The sequence below is a fragment of the Streptomyces sp. NPDC048417 genome (assembly GCF_040651615.1).
Classification (GTDB): Bacteria; Actinomycetota; Actinomycetes; order Streptomycetales; family Streptomycetaceae; genus Streptomyces.
Genome location: NZ_JBEZKI010000004.1, coordinates 266,050 through 283,295 on the forward strand (window position 1 = coordinate 266,050; position 17,246 = coordinate 283,295).

The window sequence follows — 17,246 nt, forward strand, 5'->3', positions numbered from 1 at the left end:
AACTGGCAGCCCACTGTTGGGGAGTTGAGAGCGGATGGTTCCCGTGTTCACTGTGCTTCGCTCGTCGGAGTAGGAACCCGACTGTGTCCCTGCGGCATTGCCACTAGTACGCCGTAGTCCTTCCTCGTGCCTCCCGGACGGCTTCGAAATACCGGCCAAAGAGTTCCCCACCGCCAACGGCGGCAGGTGCGCACCGCTTCCGGCCCAGATCCACCAGGTTCGAGCCGAAGGCATCGTTAAGAGACGTAAAGACGCCGGTTCCTCGCGTACTCCTCTCCGTCCCGCTCGCCGGACCCGCACCATCTGGCAGTACTGGCACGTCCCGGCTTTGTCAGGGCCGCTCCTGGCCTCCCCGGCATCACCCGGATCAGGCTGCCCCCAGCTCCACCTCCCCGCTACGACAGGTCGGCGGTGAAGGTCTCTCACCTCCACACGAAACACAGCGCCTCACGGCGCAATTCGAAGCAGAGCCAGGCGCCCAAGTCCGCCGCCCTCTTTTTATGAGGGGCCACTGTTAGTCCTTCCAGGCGGCGATCTTCGCCTCGTTTCGCTCGGTGGCCTTGCGGGAGGGCACCTGCAGGCTCCAGCCGATGCGGTGCAGCAGCAGGTCCAGCCCGGCCAGGGTGTATTCCGCACCGAATTCAGCGACGCACGATCTCGGCGATCCTCGACAACGTCCAGCACTGGTCGGACCAGCCGGAAGCGGCCGGGCCGGCATCCAATACGGCTTCCAGGAAAGGGAGTCCCGCATGGAGCTTGCAGCGGGCCCCGCCGGGCCCTTGGAGACCAGGGCCACCTCCCTGTCGCTGGCCCCGAGCTCGATGAGGCCAGCGCCTTCGAGCCGGACCTGCTCACGCCGAGCCCGCTCCTCGGCCGTCTATCCACCGCCATCGGGATACCTCATCCTCCCGGCATAACGCAGACCACAACCGCCGTCACGGCCCGTTGTAACCCGCACCGTTAAAGATCTCTGGCGCTGCTGGCGGTTCCGGCGCTGCTGACGGGTATCGACGGGTCGCTAGGCTCGTGAGCGGGCGGCTCGTGGGGTGATGTCCTTCGGCGCTATGAGGTCCGCGACTGGTCCGGCGGGGACTCCCTTGGATGTCAGGCAGTAACTCGAAGAACCCAATTGATTACAGTGGGTATCTCACATGTTCGGGTTGCCTGGCGTCCAACCAAGCCGCCAGGCAACCCACTTGAGGCCCTAGAAGAAACCAAGCTTCTGAGGGCTGTAAGAACAAAGAATGTTCTTCGTCTGCTGGTGGTACACGCCTGACCTCGCTCCTTACCTGCGACAAAGAGTGGAAACGTCGAGTGCCAGGCTGGTTCGGTCCGCACCTGGTCCGGATCTTGATGAGTGGTACGTGGTGCTAGCGAGTGGGCCGCAGTACCACATGGCACAGGTAGGCGGAAGCGTCTGCTGGTGTCCACGTGGTCTAGATCGATGCCGTTCACGCAGGTGGGGCCTTCGGGGTCCAGGTGCGTCGATGGTGTTGGTGACAGGAACGTGACAGCTGAGGAACCCCCGTCGGCCAGGTGGCGACGGGGGTTCCTGCGTTCGGGGACAGCCTTTGCGTTGGCGGAGCCTTAGCCGCATCCACCAGATGCTGACGGCACCGCCCCGTCACGGTGAACCAGATCGCCGGTGACAACCGTCGTGGTGCCTGGGCGCAGGGGCTGGTGGAACATCCGCCGGGTGCACCGCGTTCCCCCACCGGAACCCGGGGCGGAGGCGGCCAGGATGGTGAGAAAGGTGGCGACATGCTGGAGACGGTGGGCCTGACGGCCGACGAGAGCGAGGTGTACCGCCTTCTGGTCACCACCGGGACGGCGTCCGCTCAGGACATCTCCGGCCGCTCGGCCGTCGACGTCGTGACCGCGCTGGTGCTGCTGCGCGCGCTGGAGCGCAAGGGCCTGGCGTCGGCGGTCGAGGACAGTCCCGAATGGTTCACGGCCGTGCCGCCGCAGGTGGCCCTCATGCCCCGGCTCCAACGCCGCTTCGACGCCCTGGAACAGACCCGGGCCGCCGTCTACGAACTGGCGGAGACACACCGCCGCAGCGCATGGGCCCGGAGCACGGGCGAGGCCGTCGAGATCATCACCGGCGCGGCGGCACTGCGCCAGCATCTGCGCCAGCTCCAGCACGGCGCCGACCGCGAGATGATGTGGTTCGTGAAGGCCCAGTACGTGGCCATGTCCCCGGAGAGCAACCAGGAGGAGTACGACGCGCTGGACCGGGGCGTGCTCTACCGGGCCCTGTACGAGCAGGCGTACTTCGACGACCCCGACTCGGTGGACTACGTCGTCAAGGGCGTGTGCGCCGGAGAGGTCGCCCGGGCGGTGCCTCTGCTGCCGCTGCGGATGGCGATCGCCGACCGCTCGGTGGCCATCCTGCCACTGACCGCCTCGGGTACGTCCCGCAACCCCCGGGAACTACGGGCCGCGGTGGTGCGGGAGAGCAGCCTGCTGGACGCGCTCATCGCCCTGTTCGAACACCACTGGGAGATCGGTGCCCCGCTCCGGGTGACCGAGGAGGGCCAGATCGGCGGCGCCGGCACCGCGGACGCCGCCTCGCCGGTCGGGGAGGACCGGCACCTGCTCTCCCTGATGGTCGCCGGCATGACGGACGAGGCGATCGCCGGACAGCTGCGGGTCAGCAAACGCACCGTCCAGCGGCGCATCCAGGGCCTGATGAGCCTGGCGGGCGTCGCGACCCGTATGCAGCTGGGCTGGCACGCGGCCCGCCGCGACTGGCTCTGAGTACGGCGGACGCCGCAACGCACACGGACAGGGCCCACCGGACGTGTCCGGTGGGCCCTGTCCCCGTCCGTCCGGCCGCTGCGGCCGGGCCGCGCCAGTGGCGGAAGCTGTTGCTCGAGGACGTGGCTGCTCCGCGAAGGCGGCTACTTGAGCAGGTAGCCCTTGATGACGGTCTCCTTGAAGGAGTTGCCCGCCGCGTCCTCGACGTGGACGCGCAGGCTGACCGAGCCGCCCGCGGCGCGGCGCGGGTGCTCCACGGTCACGGTGCGCTCCATTCCGGAACCCTTGACCCGCACCGACTGCCAGGTCTTCCCCTCGTCGAAGGAGACCTCGGTGGTGAAGACGCGGACGGGCGACGCCGGGGCGCCGGCCGTCCGCTGGATCAGGACCGGGATGTCGAGCTTGCGGCCGGCCTCGGCCCGGTTCCACTCGTCCAGCTTCGGCGACATACGGACCGCGTACAGCGGCAGCGCCTGCCGGGTCGCCGTGGTCTGCGACCGGAACCGCCATTCCACCCGCACGCGCGTGGAGACGGAGCTGGGGGCCATCTCACGGTTGAGCTCGACCGCCAGACGGTAGTCGGCGGGGGCGGCGTCGGCCGGGACGTCGCTCATGCTCCAGTCCTGGGAGACCAGCTCGCCGTTGCGCCACAGCTTCACCTCGGGCAGGCCGGACGTGGTGTCGGCCACCAGGTCGAGGTTGCCGTTCGCGGCCGACAGGAAGGGCCGGTACATCGTGTCGCCCTCACGGAAGGCGGCCATCTGGGACGAGAGGCCCACGGCCTGGATCCCGCCGTTCCAGCGCTCCTCGACCTGGGAGCCGGCCTTGTAGCCGTGCAGGTCGCTCAGGTAACTCTGCCCGCGCGTGTCCGGGTCGAAGAGGTTGTTCTGGTCGAAGGCCGCCTGCCAGCGCAGGCCCTCGGCCGCCGAGAAGTAGTCGACGCGCCGGGTCGGAACCGGAATTCCCTCCATCGCCCGGCCGCTGAAGCGGACGTTGTCGACGTACGTCCACACGATGCGCGTGGCCGTGGTGCCGGGCGTGGTGGCGGCGAACGTGGTGTTCACCCTGGCCAGTTCCGACCTACGGGGGTTGTAGGCGGGATCCGCGGGGATGCCGCCGTGCACCGGTCGTGTGAGGTAGTAGACCGAGGCGGGGTTCCCGTCCGCGCCGGCCGGGTCGCCCCAGACGCTGGTGACGAGGTAGGTGAACTTCGAGTCCTTGTACCGGGTTGTCGGCACCGCGTACACGCCGTCGATGTGGTCGGTGCCGATCGCGTTGTACATGGTGACCGAGAGAAGCTGGTCGGCCATGCTGATCGTGCCGATCTCGGCCGACATGATGCGCGCGGAGCGGCTCGGTGCCGACACCGTGACGGGCTTCGCCTTCCGGGCGTCGATGGTCACCTGCCGGTCGGCGTTCATCACGACCTTCGGCACGCCGACGATGGTGCCCTCGGTGAAGGAGGCGTCGAAGTAGAAGCCGCTCACCGAGTAGGTGTCCTTCGGCAGTCGCACCACCGTGCTGCTCTTCCCGAGCGCCTCGACCTCGTACGCCTTGCCGTCGGCCGAGTTGACCAGCAGGTAGGCGTTGTCGGGGGCGGCGCCCGTGCGGCTCTTCATGCCGATGCGCAGGTCGTAGGACGGCTGCTCGACGTCCATGCCGAACGGGACGCGCACCGACACCTGGTCGTCCGCGGTGCTCGCGGTCACCACACCGCTGTAGGCGGCGTACGTCGTGGCGGCTTCCGGGGTCGCGGTGAGGGTGACGTCCGCGGTTCCGTGCGCGGGCACGGTGACCGTGTCGGCGCTGAGCCGGAACAGGCCGGCGGGAGCGGGCACGTCCATCTTCCCGCTGCTCGGGTTGTCCTTCAGCTGAAGGGTGACCGGCGCTGCGCCCGGGTTGCGGTAGGTGATGGTCTTGGTCACCGGAGGCCGCTTGCCGTCCGTCCAGCGGATCAGCCCGAAGTCCAGTGCGGTGGTGTCGGCGGTGACGTCCTGGTCGACCGCCCGGGCGACGTCGACGCGTCCGGCGCCCTGGAAGTAGGCGCCGTGATCCTTGGCGCCGGTCGCCGACTGCATCAGCTGGCGCTTGACCTGCTCCGCCGTCCAGTCGGGGTGCTGCTGGAACAGGATGGCGGCGGCTCCGGTCACATGGGGCGTGGCCATGGACGTGCCGCTCATCGCGACATATCCGTCGTCGGCGGTGGTGCCGCCCGCCTGGGCGGCGACGACGTTGACGCCGGGGGCGATGATGTCCGGCTTGAGGCCGGAGTCGCCCACCCGCGGGCCGACCGAGCTGAAGACGGCGAGGTCGTCGTCCGCCTCGGCCGCGCCGACGGCCAGCGCCCGGTCGTCGGAGGCGGGCGAGGAGACCTTGTCGGGACCGCTGTTGCCGGCCGCGGCCACGACCAGCGTGCCGTAGTCACGGGACACGGTGTCGACCATGGCCTCGAGGGCGTCGGTCTCCGGGGTGTCCGTGTCACCCAGGCTGAGGTTGATCACCTTGGCGCCGTGCTGGGCGGCCCAGGCCAGTCCCTCGACGATGTCGGAGTTGTCGCAGTTGCCGTCCGCGGTGCACACCTTGCCGGACAGGATCCGCACACCGGGTGCCACACCCTTGAACGTGCCGTCGGAGGCCGCGCCGGAACCGGCCACCGTGGAGGTCACGTGGGTACCGTGGCCGTTCAGGTCGTCGGTGTTCGGCTCGGTCGTGAAGTTCGCGGACTCGGTGACGAGGCCCTTGAGGTCCGGGTGGTCGGGGTCGTAACCGGTGTCGAGCACGGCGACCTTGACGCCGGTGCCGGTGTAGCCCTTCTCCCAGGCGTGCGGGGCGCCGATGCGCGGCACCGTGCTGTCGAGCTGGATCCTGGAGTGGCCGTCCAGCCAGACCCGGCGCACACCCGCTCCGAAGGACGTGGCGTCCACCCGGCCGGGGGCGATGCCCTTCCAGAACCCGGCGGCGTCCGCGCGGTGTTCGCCGAGGGTCGCGAAGGCGGTCCCGCCGATGGGGCGGACGGTGTCGGCACCGGCGGCGGTCAGCTGTCGCCGGACGGTGCCCGCGTCCCCGGCGTACTCGACGATCAGCGGCAGGCTCGACCGCTGCGCGTACTTGCCCCGGACCAGGGCGGAGACGTTGAACAGCGCCTTGTCGAGGCGGCCCGTCGCAAGCAGCGGGAGCGTGTCGGCGGGTATGACCGTCCAGTCGCGACCGGCCTGGCGCTTGATGAACGCGACTCGTTCGCGGCCCTCGGCGGGCTCGACCGACACACTCTGCTTACCCGAGCTGTCCGTCTCCAGCGTGACGCGGTCGCCGGTGATCAGGGTGAGCTGATGCCGGGAGACGATCGGCGACCGGGCCGCTCCGGTCTGCGCGGCGGCTTCCGTTCGCCCTGTGTGCGGGCCGAGGTCCTGAGCGGCGCCGGGGGCGGCGGTCAGACCGGCCACGAGCGCCACGAGGGCAGCGGTCGCCGCCGTGTGCCGAGGCCGGGGAGGGCGGGCCCCGCGGCGCCACCTGTTGTTCATGTCTCTCATGGGAGGACAGCGTGGTGCAGTCAAGTGCCGAGGTCAGCAGATTGCCCTGTCCACCAGGCGTCAAGTCACCTATGCGCCAACTCCTGTACTTCATAAAGCGGGCAAACGTGGCCACGTTGGCGGCTCGTAGACGAACCGATCGAGCCGCTCCCCGGGTGGTGTCAAGCAGGCCGCCGGAGATCCCGTGTCTCAACCGAACGTGATCCCGTGATTTTGCCTGCGGATTCTGGACATGCTGGAGGAGCGGCGGTCTGCGGGCAAGAGACCGGTGAAGGCCGGGGAGACGGCGGTGGAGCTGGGCCCTCGACATGGAACACCTGTACGGCCGTGCTGTCGAAGGGGGCGTACACCGCACGACGAGGACAGGGTTCAGAGGCTGAACAGGCTGGGGTTGGCGCGGACGTAATCGGCCACCCCCGATGGAGGCCGCCCGGTGACCTGCTCGACCCCGTCCGCCTTGCGGTCGTATCGATTCTCGGCGTGAAGACGAGCCATGGTGGAGATGTGCTGAAAGGCATGGTCCGGCAGCCCCAGCGGTCTGAGATCATCGGTGATCCATTCCTGCAGCGGGACGTCCGTGTACCTGACCGGTCGTCCCAGAGCTGTGGAAAGCTCTGCCGCCATGACGGCGGCGTCCTCCGAGTGCGGGCCGGTCAGCTCGTAGATTCGGCCGATGTGCGGGGACGGATCGGCCAGGATCTCCTCAACAACCGCGGCGACGTCCCGAGCCGTCACAGGGGAGGTTTTCGCCCGGCCGAAGGGCAGTCTGATGCTTCCGTTCTTCGCGATCGAGGAGAAGCCGACACGGAACAGCGGGTTCTCCATGAACACAGTGGGCCTGATCTGGACGACGGGCAGGCCTGACCAGCCGAGGACCTGCTCCACCAACCAGTGCTGCCGCTGCTGCACGGACTCAGAGGTGCTGGTGAGATCCATCTCCGAGACAGTGAGCTGCGACATGTTCACGAACACTTCCAGGCGTCCGTACGCGCGGGCGACGGCCGCTGCCGTCACGGCACAGCCTCCAGATACTGTGCCGACACACCCATACCGAAGTACATACGTCCACAACCGGCCAGGGCGTCGGCAACGTCGACCGCGCGCGTCAGGTCTCCGACGACGACCTCCGCTCCCATCGTGCGCAGCGCCTCCGCTCGCTCATCCTCGCGATGCGCCATGGCCCGGACGCACAGGCCCCTCTTTGCTTTAGGCCCTCGACCACAGATCGGCCGACGGCACCGACACTGCCCGCCGCGCCTGTCACCAGAATGGGCAGCGCACGGGCTTCCGGGGTGCCGTCCATACGAGCAGACTGGGGTGCGCACCGCCACGGCGCAACCGGAGACGGCCGGCCTCGCCGACGTTGTGCCAGGCAGTCACCGTCTGTGAAGCAGGTCGGCCTGTTCGTCCGCCTCGGGTTCCGAGGCCGTCCTCTGTACCGCTCGGCGCGGAGTGTGGTCCGTGCAGTGGCCGGGGTGACACGCCGGGGCATACGGGAACGCGGTCGGTAGCGAGGGGGTGGGCTGTCGGCGGGGTCGGCTACCTTCGAAAGGTCCCGAGTGGACCGCGCGTTCCCGCGCGCCTGATGGCTGCGGGCCGGGCGGGAGCGGTGTGCTCGCCCCCCGGTTGTTCTGGCCCGGGGGCGGGCTCTTCCCAGCACCGGCTTTCCCCGGCCTCGCCCACGGTCCGGGCACCGGCCCGTGGGCGAGCTGACCACACTCCGCCACCCCCGCAGGCCGGACCCATCCCCTCCCCGCCGACAGGAGACCCCCGCCGTGGCCCACACCGACCCCGTCATCCCCCTCACCCCATCACCGAGTGCTGGCCGGCGTGACAAGCCCGAACGGCAACCGCCCGCCAGAGTGCACCGAGATCGACCCGTGCGAGCCGTGCACCCAGGACGCGGACGCGGAAGCCGAGGTAATCGAAGCCTCCATGGGCCTGCGCGACCGACCGACAGGGACTGCCGAACCCCGACGGACGACTACGACGTGACCGTGCTCCGCACAGAGATGATCACCTTCCGCCTGCCTGCCGCCTCAGCCCAGGACGCCGAGGAGCGCTACCTCATGGACGCCGAGGAGACCGGCAGCGAGACCGTCAGCCTGCGCGTCGACTCCACAACACGCCTGGACCCGGACGTGGCCCGCCGGCCGCAGGAGGCCCTCATCCGCCTCACGGCGTAATACGACACGCTTCAGGGGTGCAGTGCTCGTTGCAGTGCCTCGATGGCGAGCGTGCGCGCGACCGTGGTTGCCTTGGAGTCGCGGAGGCTGTCGAGCATCAGGAAGTCGTGGACCATTCCCAGCACTCGGACCGCGGTGACGTCCACTCCTGCCTCGCGGAGCTTGGCGGCGTAGGCCTCGCCTTCGTCACGCAGTACGTCGGCCTCGTCGGTGATGACCAATGTGGTGGGAAGGCCACGGAGCTGCTCGATGCCGGCCCGCAGCGGCGAGGCATGGATTCCGGTGCGCTGCTTGGGGTCCGAGGTGTAGGCGTCCCAGAACCACTTCATCCCGTCGCGAGTGAGGTAGTAGCCGTCGGCGAACTGCTGGTAGGACGGAGTGTCGAAGTTCGCGTCGGTGACGGGATACAGCAGCACCTGGGCAGCCAGTTGCACATCTCCGCGTTCCTTGGCCATCAGCGCGAAGACCGTCGACATGTTGCCGCCCACCGAATCGCCGCAGACCGCCATCCGTGAGGCATCGAGGTTCTGTTCCCCGCCGTTTTGGAGGATCCACTTCCCGACCGCGTAGTTCTGCTCAATCTGAGTCGGGTACTTCGCCTCGGGGGCCCTGTCGTAGACGGGGAAGACCACCGCGGCGTCCGCTCCGACCGCCAGTTCGCGGATCAGCCGGTCGTGCGTCTTCTCGTCGCCGAACACCCATCCGGCGCCGTGGATGTAACAGGACCACGGGGAGGGTTTTCATCGTTCCCCGGGGGCGGATGATACGCGTGCGGACGTTGCCGTACTGCCCGGCGTCGATGGTCACCCAATCCTCGTCCACCGCCGGCTTGGCCACCCCTTTCCCTTCCTGGAGACCATCGAGAATCTCGCGGCCGTTCTCCGGCGAGACCTCGTAGATGCGCGGATGTGGCGACGTGGCCTCCGTCAGCTCCCGGGCAGAGGGTTCCAGGACTGGGGTTGCGACGGATCGAGAAGCGGGCATGGTGCGCCTCCTGCCTCAGATGTAGCGGTACATGCGGCTGGCTCACCCACCTCCCATCGTCTCTCAGCAGCGCATCGGTGCAAACCGCGGGACAGGCGTGAAACCCAGGTCACGTTGGGTCGTCGAGGTCACACCATGGCGCGGATCGGGTCCCGGCTTGTGGCTGTACTTCCGTCCCTAAGCGGGGCACCGCCGCATCCGAAATGGCCTGCCGAACAAACCGACGGGCCGGCTGCTCGCTCAGGCGGCCCAACCGATCAGCATGCCCCACCCGGTGAACCTTCGCGGTCACAGCAGTAGGTTCTGTCTCTTTGGTCAGCGTCGTGTCCACATGAGGATGGCGGCGAGGTGGAGTGCGGCCTGGTAGGCGGAGGCGAGTTTGTCGGTTTGTGTGACCAGGCTGCGCCACTGCTTGAGGCGGTTGGTGCACCGTCCGATGGTGTGGCGCTGCTTGTAGGCATCCGCGTCGAAGCCGGGCGGCCACCCCCGCCTTGGCGGGCGGGCCGCAGACGGTGGCCGACCTGGTCCGACGGCTGCGGGATGACCGCGCGGATCTACTGACGGCGCAGATGGCCGCGGATTGCCTGGGATGAGGAGGCACGGTCGGCCAGGGCCACGACGGGGTGGGTGCGAGGCCGGCCAGGTCCGGTTCTCGGCACCCGGATGCGGGCCATGACCGTCTCGAAGGCAGGCGCGTCACCAGCCTGGCCCGCCGTGACGGCCAGAGCAGGGGCCGCGCATGGCCGTCTGCGGCGAGGTGGATCTTCCTGCTCAGCCCGCCGCGGGAGCGTCCGAGCGCGTGGTAGGCCGGCTCGCTGTGACCTGCCGCACCCTTTTGAGTGCTCCGGCGGCGTGCTGGTGGGCCCGGACGACGGTGGAGTCGACCGACGCGGTCCACGCGATGTCGTCGACGGCGTCCGCTGCCGCGAGGACGGCGGCGAGCATCTGTTCCCGGGTGCCGTCGACGGCCCACTTGACCAGCCGTCTGTGAGCGGTCTGGTACGAGCCCAGTTCGTCGGGCAGGTCCCGTCAGGGCGAGATGGTGCGGTACTTCCACGCGGGGCCTCGAGGGTGCGGCGGTGGTTGGCCCACCGTCGTCCGCGGACCGGGTCGGCCGGCATAAGCGGTTCGATCCGGTCCCACGTCGCATCAGTGATCACTAGTCGGACAGGCACGTTCGATCAACTGATGAGCGCACGAAAGAGACACGCTCCCCAGTTCTCCCGGCCCTTGTGACGGTGCTCAGGCCAGCAGGCCTTCGATCGCCACAGGAAGGTGGCGGGGGCCGCGCAGCACCGCGTTGGCACGGTACGGCGGCGGGTCCTCGAGCAGCCGGGAGAACTTGACCCGGCGGAAGAGTTCGGGCACAGCCAAATGGAGTTCTATGCGGGCGAGAGGGGCGCCGAAGCAGTAGTGGATGCCGGTGTAGAAGCCCAGGTGCTCGTTGTCCTTGCGGTCGGGATCGAACCGGTCGGGATCCTCGAAGCGCCGGGGATCGCGGTTGGCCGCGGCCAGCATGAGCCAGACCGGCGAGCCCTTGGGGATCGTGGTGCCGGCGACGTCGATGTCGGCCAGGGCGGTGATCCATGGGACGAACTGGACCGGGGGCTCGTAGCGGAGCACTTCCTCGATGAGCGGGACGGCCAGGTCCGGGTCTTTCTGGAACCGGTCGAGGAGGTCGGGGTGGCGCAGCAGGGTGAGGGTCGTGTTGCTAATGGCGTTGACGGTGGTCTCGTGGCCGGCGACCAGGAGCAGCACCGCGGTGGCCTCCAGGTCCGCCGGTGTCATGACGGGGGCAAGCGCGCTGAGCATCCCGGGGCCGGGGTGGCGGCGTTTGGTCTCGATCAGATCGGACAGGTAGGCGCCAATGTCCTGGCGGGCCCGCCCTGCCTTTTCAGGGCCGCCGTCGTCGCCGGAGCGGGGGTCGAGTGACGACGCCAGGGCATCGGCCCAGACGTGGAAGCGCGGTTCGTCCTCGCGCGGCACGCCCAGGACCTTGCAGATGGCGGTGACGGGAAGGGGGTAGGAGAAGTCCTCCACGATGTCGACCTGGTCCTTGCCCTCGAAGGCGTCGAGCAGCTCGGTGACGACCTTGGCCATCTCTTCGCGCAGGCCGTCGAGGAACCTGGGGCTGTGCGGCGGGCCGAACGGCCGGTTGATGGTGTCACGCAGCCGGTCGTGCACGGGCGGGTCGGTGAAGATGAAGCTGGGCGGCAGTCCGGACTCCACCGGTTGCCCGACGCGGGCGTAGCCGGGTAGACGGTTGCTCGTGTCGTTGCTCATCCGCGGGTCGTTGGCCAGGCTCCGCACCTCGTAGTAGGTGCTGACCAGATAGGTGCCGTCCTCCTCCCGCCTGACCGGTTGCTTGCGCAGTTCCGCGTAGAGCGGATAGGGATCGGCCCGATTGGCGTAGTCGGTGATCTGCGCGGAGATGGTGCCGGACGTCATGGTGGCTCCTAAGGGCTCCGAGCGGTGCAGGGCCGGTGATCAGGCATGCGACGGAACGAACGTGACACGCCGCTCGCTCGGTGAGTGGCCCGTCAGCGTGACGGTGGGCCCGTGGCTGGGCAGATGAGGGTCGGGAAAGGCCGGGTCGATCGGCTCCAACGTCTCGGTCCGGCGGTCGACCGAGCGGTACTCCGGCGGGAAGGGGGCGCCGGACGCGATCTGCTGCTCGTAGAACCCCAGCCACTTGGCTCCGTCAAAGGACGCCGCGGCGATGACGCGGCCGCGGTAGCCGTACACCGCGACGAACCGTGCCTCGGCGAGCGCCCCCTGGGCGACGACCAGTTGGTCGCCCAGCGAGGGAACACCCACCGACTTGATGTTGACACCGAACTGGGTGGACCAGAACATCGGCAGCCACAGGTGCGGACGACGGTCCGGACCCGCACAGATCATGTTGTGGGCGGCGATCTCGGCCTGTTCGACCGCGTTGCCCCAGTGCTCCAGCGCCAGGAACTGGTAGTCGAACAGCGGGTGGGGGCTGCGGGCGACGTCACCGGCGGCGTAGATGTCGTCGGTGACGATGCCGTTGACGTCGAACACCCGGCACCCGGCGTCGCACGCGATCCCCCGGGGACCCGCGGCCACCCCCGAGCCGGCAAGCCATTCCGTGTTCCGCATGGCACCGAGCGAGACGACCGCCACCTCCACGTCGATCGCCGAACCGTCGGACAGATGGGCGCGCCTGAGCCGTCCCAGGTCGTCGCCCTCGAGGGCGGTGACGCTGACGCCGCACCTCAGATCGACTCCGTGCTTGCGCTGCAGCCGGTCCGCGACCGCGCCGATCACTCCGCCGAGCGCGCCGACCAGCGGCGCCGGGCCACGTTCGGCGACGGTGACGTCGAGGCCCAGCTCCCGGCAGGCGGAGGCGACCTCGGAGCCCGTGAAACCGGCGCCGATCACCAGCGCCCGGGACACGCCGCCGGTCAGCTTGCGGTGCAGGCGTGCGGAGTCGTCGCGGGTGCGCAACACGAACACTCCGTCCAGCGCGGCCTCTTCTGGGTGGAACCAGGGCCGTGCCCTGGTCCCGGTGGTGATCAGCAGGCGGTCGTAGGGGACGGTGTCGCCGTTCGTCAGGCGTACCTGCTTGGCGGCCCGGTCCAGGCTCTCGGCGGCGACGCCCAGACGCCAGTCGGCGTCGATGTCGCGCCGTCGCGGCAGCGCAGTGTCCTCGGGCCGTGCCCGCCCGAGCAGTGCCTGCTTGGACAGCGGCGGCCGGTCGTAGGGCTCGTACGGCTCGTCGCCGATCATGGTCAACGACCCGGTGAAGCCCTGCTCGCGCAGGGTCTCCGCCGCGCGCAGACCGGCCAGCGAGGCACCGACCACGACGATGCGGCCCTGGCGCCGCAGGGCCTGGACGTCCGTGTCAGCCGACATGAGGCTGCACACCCTTGGTCGGCTCGTCGGAGTAGTCGACGAGGATGGCCTGGACCGGGCAGGCAGCAGCGGCCTTCTCCACCCGGTCACGTTGTTCCTCGTCGAAGCGAGGGGAGGACAGCAGCGCCTCTTCACCGTGGAGGGAGAAGACGTCCGGGGCGAGAAAGACGCACTGCGCGAATCCCTGACACCGGTTGAGATCGACGACAAGCCTCATCTGGAACACGCTCTCTGCGAGGCTGCGGTCGCCGCCGGCTCCGCAGCCGTCTGCGCTCGGTCCACACGGTGGTCGACATGCCTCTCTCAGGATGGGCCTCTGCGCAGGGCGCTCGCAAGGCGAGGCTGCCGGCTGCCGGGCAGGCCCATGCGCACCCGACCGGCCACCCTCAAGGGAGACAAGGCGCTGCCGGCCGCCTCAACACCGGACGGGCCGGGCGTGACCCGAGCGGCCGTCTGCGCTCGCCCCCGCGTTGAGGTGGACCTGCGCGACCACCAACCCGATGGGGCGGTCCGGCGGGAACTCCGGACAGGCGCCGAACGATACGTGTAGCGACAAACCGGCCGACCGCTGGTGGGTCGGGCCGCGGTTGCGGGCGGGAGGGGCTGCTCGGCCCAGACGTTCGGGCACGTCCCGGAATGCGAGGGAGCGGCGCGCAGGAGGCAGAGGCAGGCTGGATAGGGGAGGTGGGTTGCCGTGGCGCGAAACGAAGACATTTCGCCCGTCGAGGATGCGGCAGTACTGGAGGCTCTGTTCCACCAGTCCCCGACTGGTCTGATGGTCCTGGACACGGAGCTGCGAATCCTGCGGGGCAGCGTCAAAATGCCGGTCCTGCACACAGCGCCCTTTGAACAGATCATGGGCCGGCACTTCACCGACGTGTACGACCTCTCCGCGCCTGGTGAGGTCGAGGCGATGCTGCGCGGCGTGCTGGAGAGCGGCGCGCCCGCACGGGGCCGACCGGTGGGGGTGCGTCCGAAGGGCGGGCCGGGGCCGGAGTACCAGGTCTCCGTCTCGGCAAGTCGCCTTGAGGACACGAAGGGGAGGATCTTGGGGGTACTGACGGAGATACTCGATGTCACCGAACGCGAAAAGGTACGCGCCCGGCTGCGCGTCCTCGGCTCGGTGCGCGAGCGAGTGGGGCAGACCCTCGACGTGGTGGCCACCTGCGAGGAACTGGTGCAGGCGGTGGTGCCAGACCTCGCCGACATCGCCGTGGTGGAAGTGGTGGAGGCAGCGGTGCGTGGCGAGGAACCTCCGCCGAGTCCTCTCGGACGGGAGATGCCGCTGCGCCGTGCCGCCTTCGGCCGCAGTGGCGGCGAGGAACAGGTTCAGGCACATCCGGTGGGTGATGTGCGGGCTCTGCCGTTTCCGACGCCTTACGCGCAGACGCTCACCGACCTCAAGCCCCGCCTGGTCGCCCTGGGCCCCGAAACGCCCTGGCTGGCGGCCGTCCCGCAGCGCGCCGAGGCGATCCTCGCCTCCGGTGCCCACAGTCTTATCACCACGCCCCTGACGCTGCGGGGAACCGTGCTGGGACTGATGAGCCTGTACCGCACCGGCCAGGGTGACGTCTACGACCAGGGCGATGTCACCCTCGCCGTCGCAGTGGCCGCTCACGCCGCGCTGTGCATCGACAACGCCCGCCGTTACACCCGCGAACACACCATCGCCTTGACCATCCAGCGCCACCTGCTCCTTCCCGAGCCTGCGACGCAGACGACCGTTGAAACCGTGAACATGCTGGTGCCCTCTGAAACCGGCGGAGGCAGCGGGTTCGACACATTCGCCCTCTCCGGCGCCCGCACCGCACTGGTGGTCGGCGAAGTAGCCGGCCAGGGCATCCACGCGGCCACCACCCTGGGACAGATAGGGACCGCCACGCGCTCCCTGGCCGCGCTCGACCTGGAGCCCGACGAACTCCTCGCCCGCCTCAACGACACGACCATCAGCCTGGCCCAGGAACGCACAGCTCTGCCGCCCGGCGATCCCATGCCGCTGACGGGAAGCTGCGTGTACGCGGTCTACGACCCGCTCGCCCAGACCTGCACCATCGCCCTGGCCGGCCACCCCCCACCCGTGATCGCCCATCCCGATGGCAGTACCGAGATCCCTCAGCTGCCGAGCGGGCCTCGCCTGGGGAGCACCGAAGGGCCCCCCTTCGCTGCCACCACGGTCTCTGTCACCGACGGCAGCGTCCTCGCCTTCTACACCCCATCCCTCCTGACCACCTCCCGGTCCCCGGAGACACTCCAACGGGTGCTGGCCCACACCGACCGGCCGCTGCAGGATCTGTGCGACGACGTGCTCTACCGGCTGCGGAGCGACACCCGCCACGGCGACGTCATACTCCTCCTCGCCCGCACCCACACATTCCCCCCTGATGAGGTCGCCGCGTGGCATCTCGACCACCATCCCAAAGCTGTCGCCGTGGCGCGCGACCACACCCAACTCCAGCTGAGCCATTGGGGAGTGGACGAGGAAACCGCGTACACCGCCGAAATGATCGTCAGCGAGCTGGTCACCAACGCCATCCGCTACGGCGCACCGCCTGTGCGGTTGCGCCTCATCAAGGACCGCACGCTCTCCTGCGAAGTCCACGACAGCAATGCCCTCGCGCCGCGGCTGCGCCACGCGAAGACGGTCGACGAAGGCGGGCGCGGCTTGTTCATCATCGCCCAGCTCGCACGGACCTGGGGCGTCCGTTACTCCCTCGACGGCAAGACCGTCTGGGCCGAGCAGACTCTCCCGCCCGCAACCTCGCCCCGTCCCCCACAGCGGTCCTAGACAGCAAGGTCGCCCGAATCGTCGCCAGCCGACCGTGCCGGCAAGCGCGCGTCGGTGCAGCTGCTCGGCAGGATTCCGCCGAAGACGCCGCGAAGCACAGCATTGACACCGCTCCCACCTTGGCCAGGGCAACCGTCCGGATCCAGCAACCCTGCAGCAGCCGGCACTGTCAGCCGGGGAACTCCGCCACGGCCTTGCCGAGGTCACGTTCGAGGTCACCAGGCGTCTGAAGGCCCCGGTTCGCGAGGTAGTCGAGGCGCTCACGGGATTCGGGCAGTGCAACCAGGCTGAGGAACGTGGCCGAGTCGGAGCGGACGTTCGACGGGTGTGGCAGCGTGAGGTCATTGATCGAGCGCTTGGCGGCCTTGACCCCCTCAGGTGGAAAGCCTGCAATGCGCCTGGCCAGGCGCTCGACGAAGCCGTCCAGCTCGGCGTCGGGCAGGGCGCGGTTGATCCAGCCGTAGCGCTCCGCGAGATCGGCGTCGAAGTCGTCGGCGCCGGTGATGACCTCGATGGCACGTGTCCTGCCCAAGCGCCGGGTCAGGTGCTGGATTCCGCCGGCGCCGGGCAGGGCGCCTGTGCCGGACTCGAACTGCCCGAATACCGAGTTCTCACGCGCGGCGAAGATCATGTCGCAGGCCAGGGCAAGTTCGTTGCCACCGCCACGGGCCCTGCCACGCACCTTGGCGATGGTGATCACCGGCACCTGTGCCAGCTTGTACAGAAACATGCCGAGCGAGGCGTCACCGGGACCGCCGGCCTTCGCGGCCTCTGCGGTGTACTGCGGGATCGCCGTGAGGTCCACGTGGGCCGAGAAGAATTCTGGTGAGGCGCTGTCGATGACGACGACCCGCACGTCACCGGGGTCGGTGTACAGCGTGTCGACGAGGGAGACGAGGTCACGGACGAGGTCGACACCGAGGAGGTTGAGGGGGCCGGCGTCGAGGGTGGCGGACAGGACACCGGCCTCCTCTCGGGTCTGAATCGACGAGTAGGCGAATGTCATGATCATTTCCTATGGGTGGGGGGTACGGAGGGGTGCCGGGAAGTGGCCGAGGTACTACTGGAACCACTCAAGGGCCGTGCCCGGACGCGATTCGCACTGCGCCTGGTACGGCT

At 69.0% G+C, this 17,246-nt stretch carries 11 protein-coding genes and 2 pseudogenes; 3 read left to right on the forward strand and 10 right to left on the reverse strand.

Going from position 1 to position 17,246, the window contains the following annotated elements:
- Positions 1-514: 514 nt before the first annotated feature.
- Positions 515-751 (reverse strand): winged helix-turn-helix domain-containing protein, encoded by a 237-nt coding sequence (locus AB0D59_RS08290; RefSeq protein WP_362562683.1) that lies wholly within the window; start codon positions 749-751, stop codon positions 515-517.
- A gap of 1,010 nt (positions 752-1,761) precedes the next feature.
- Here AB0D59_RS08290 and AB0D59_RS08295 point away from each other — a divergent pair.
- Positions 1,762-2,760 carry a helix-turn-helix domain-containing protein gene (locus AB0D59_RS08295; RefSeq protein WP_362562331.1) on the forward strand — a complete coding sequence of 333 codons (999 nt, stop codon included), beginning with the start codon at positions 1,762-1,764 and terminating at the stop codon, positions 2,758-2,760.
- A 143-nt stretch (positions 2,761-2,903) separates the two neighbouring features.
- On the opposite strand, the gene AB0D59_RS08300 is transcribed toward AB0D59_RS08295, so the two are convergent.
- From AB0D59_RS08300 to AB0D59_RS08310, 3 genes are all read right to left on the reverse strand, one after another.
- Positions 2,904-6,281: a S8 family serine peptidase gene (locus AB0D59_RS08300; RefSeq protein ID WP_362562333.1), complete on the reverse strand. Its 3,378-nt coding sequence runs from the start codon at positions 6,279-6,281 to the stop codon at positions 2,904-2,906.
- A 378-nt stretch (positions 6,282-6,659) separates the two neighbouring features.
- Entirely contained in the window at positions 6,660-7,304 is a 645-nt protein-coding gene (locus AB0D59_RS08305) for a hydroxylase (RefSeq protein ID WP_362562336.1), read from the reverse strand.
- Positions 7,301-7,468, reverse strand: coding sequence for a hypothetical protein (locus tag AB0D59_RS08310; protein WP_362562338.1), 168 nt, complete (start codon positions 7,466-7,468; stop codon positions 7,301-7,303). The genes AB0D59_RS08305 and AB0D59_RS08310 overlap by 4 nt, the downstream gene beginning before the upstream one ends.
- Positions 7,469-8,287: 819 nt before the next feature.
- On the opposite strand from AB0D59_RS08310, the gene AB0D59_RS08315 reads away from it, so the two are divergent.
- The gene (locus tag AB0D59_RS08315; RefSeq protein ID WP_362562340.1) at positions 8,288-8,476 is read left to right on the forward strand and encodes a hypothetical protein; all 189 of its coding nucleotides are present in this window, start codon (positions 8,288-8,290) and stop codon (positions 8,474-8,476) included.
- An 11-nt stretch (positions 8,477-8,487) separates the two neighbouring features.
- Here AB0D59_RS08315 and AB0D59_RS08320 read toward each other — a convergent pair.
- The 5 genes and pseudogenes from AB0D59_RS08320 to AB0D59_RS08340 form a co-directional block, all read right to left on the reverse strand.
- Positions 8,488-9,460, reverse strand: a pseudogene (locus AB0D59_RS08320) (alpha/beta hydrolase).
- Positions 9,461-9,775: 315 nt separating this feature from the next.
- Positions 9,776-10,635, reverse strand: a pseudogene (locus AB0D59_RS08325) (IS5 family transposase).
- Positions 10,636-10,702: 67 nt separating this feature from the next.
- Positions 10,703-11,908 (reverse strand): cytochrome P450, encoded by a 1,206-nt coding sequence (locus tag AB0D59_RS08330; protein WP_362562343.1) that lies wholly within the window; start codon positions 11,906-11,908, stop codon positions 10,703-10,705.
- A gap of 39 nt (positions 11,909-11,947) precedes the next feature.
- Entirely contained in the window at positions 11,948-13,342 is a 1,395-nt protein-coding gene (locus AB0D59_RS08335; protein ID WP_362562345.1) for an FAD-dependent oxidoreductase, read from the reverse strand.
- Positions 13,332-13,559, reverse strand: a complete 228-nt coding sequence (locus AB0D59_RS08340; protein ID WP_319144940.1) for a ferredoxin — start codon at positions 13,557-13,559, stop codon at positions 13,332-13,334. The genes AB0D59_RS08335 and AB0D59_RS08340 overlap by 11 nt, the downstream gene beginning before the upstream one ends.
- 477 nt (positions 13,560-14,036) lie before the next feature.
- On the opposite strand from AB0D59_RS08340, the gene AB0D59_RS08345 reads away from it, so the two are divergent.
- Positions 14,037-16,127, forward strand: coding sequence for a SpoIIE family protein phosphatase (locus AB0D59_RS08345; protein ID WP_362562348.1), 2,091 nt, complete (start codon positions 14,037-14,039; stop codon positions 16,125-16,127).
- 169 nt (positions 16,128-16,296) lie between these two features.
- On the opposite strand, the gene AB0D59_RS08350 is transcribed toward AB0D59_RS08345, so the two are convergent.
- Entirely contained in the window at positions 16,297-17,133 is an 837-nt protein-coding gene (locus AB0D59_RS08350) for an enoyl-CoA hydratase/isomerase family protein (protein ID WP_362562350.1), read from the reverse strand.
- Positions 17,134-17,246: the final 113 nt, after the last annotated feature.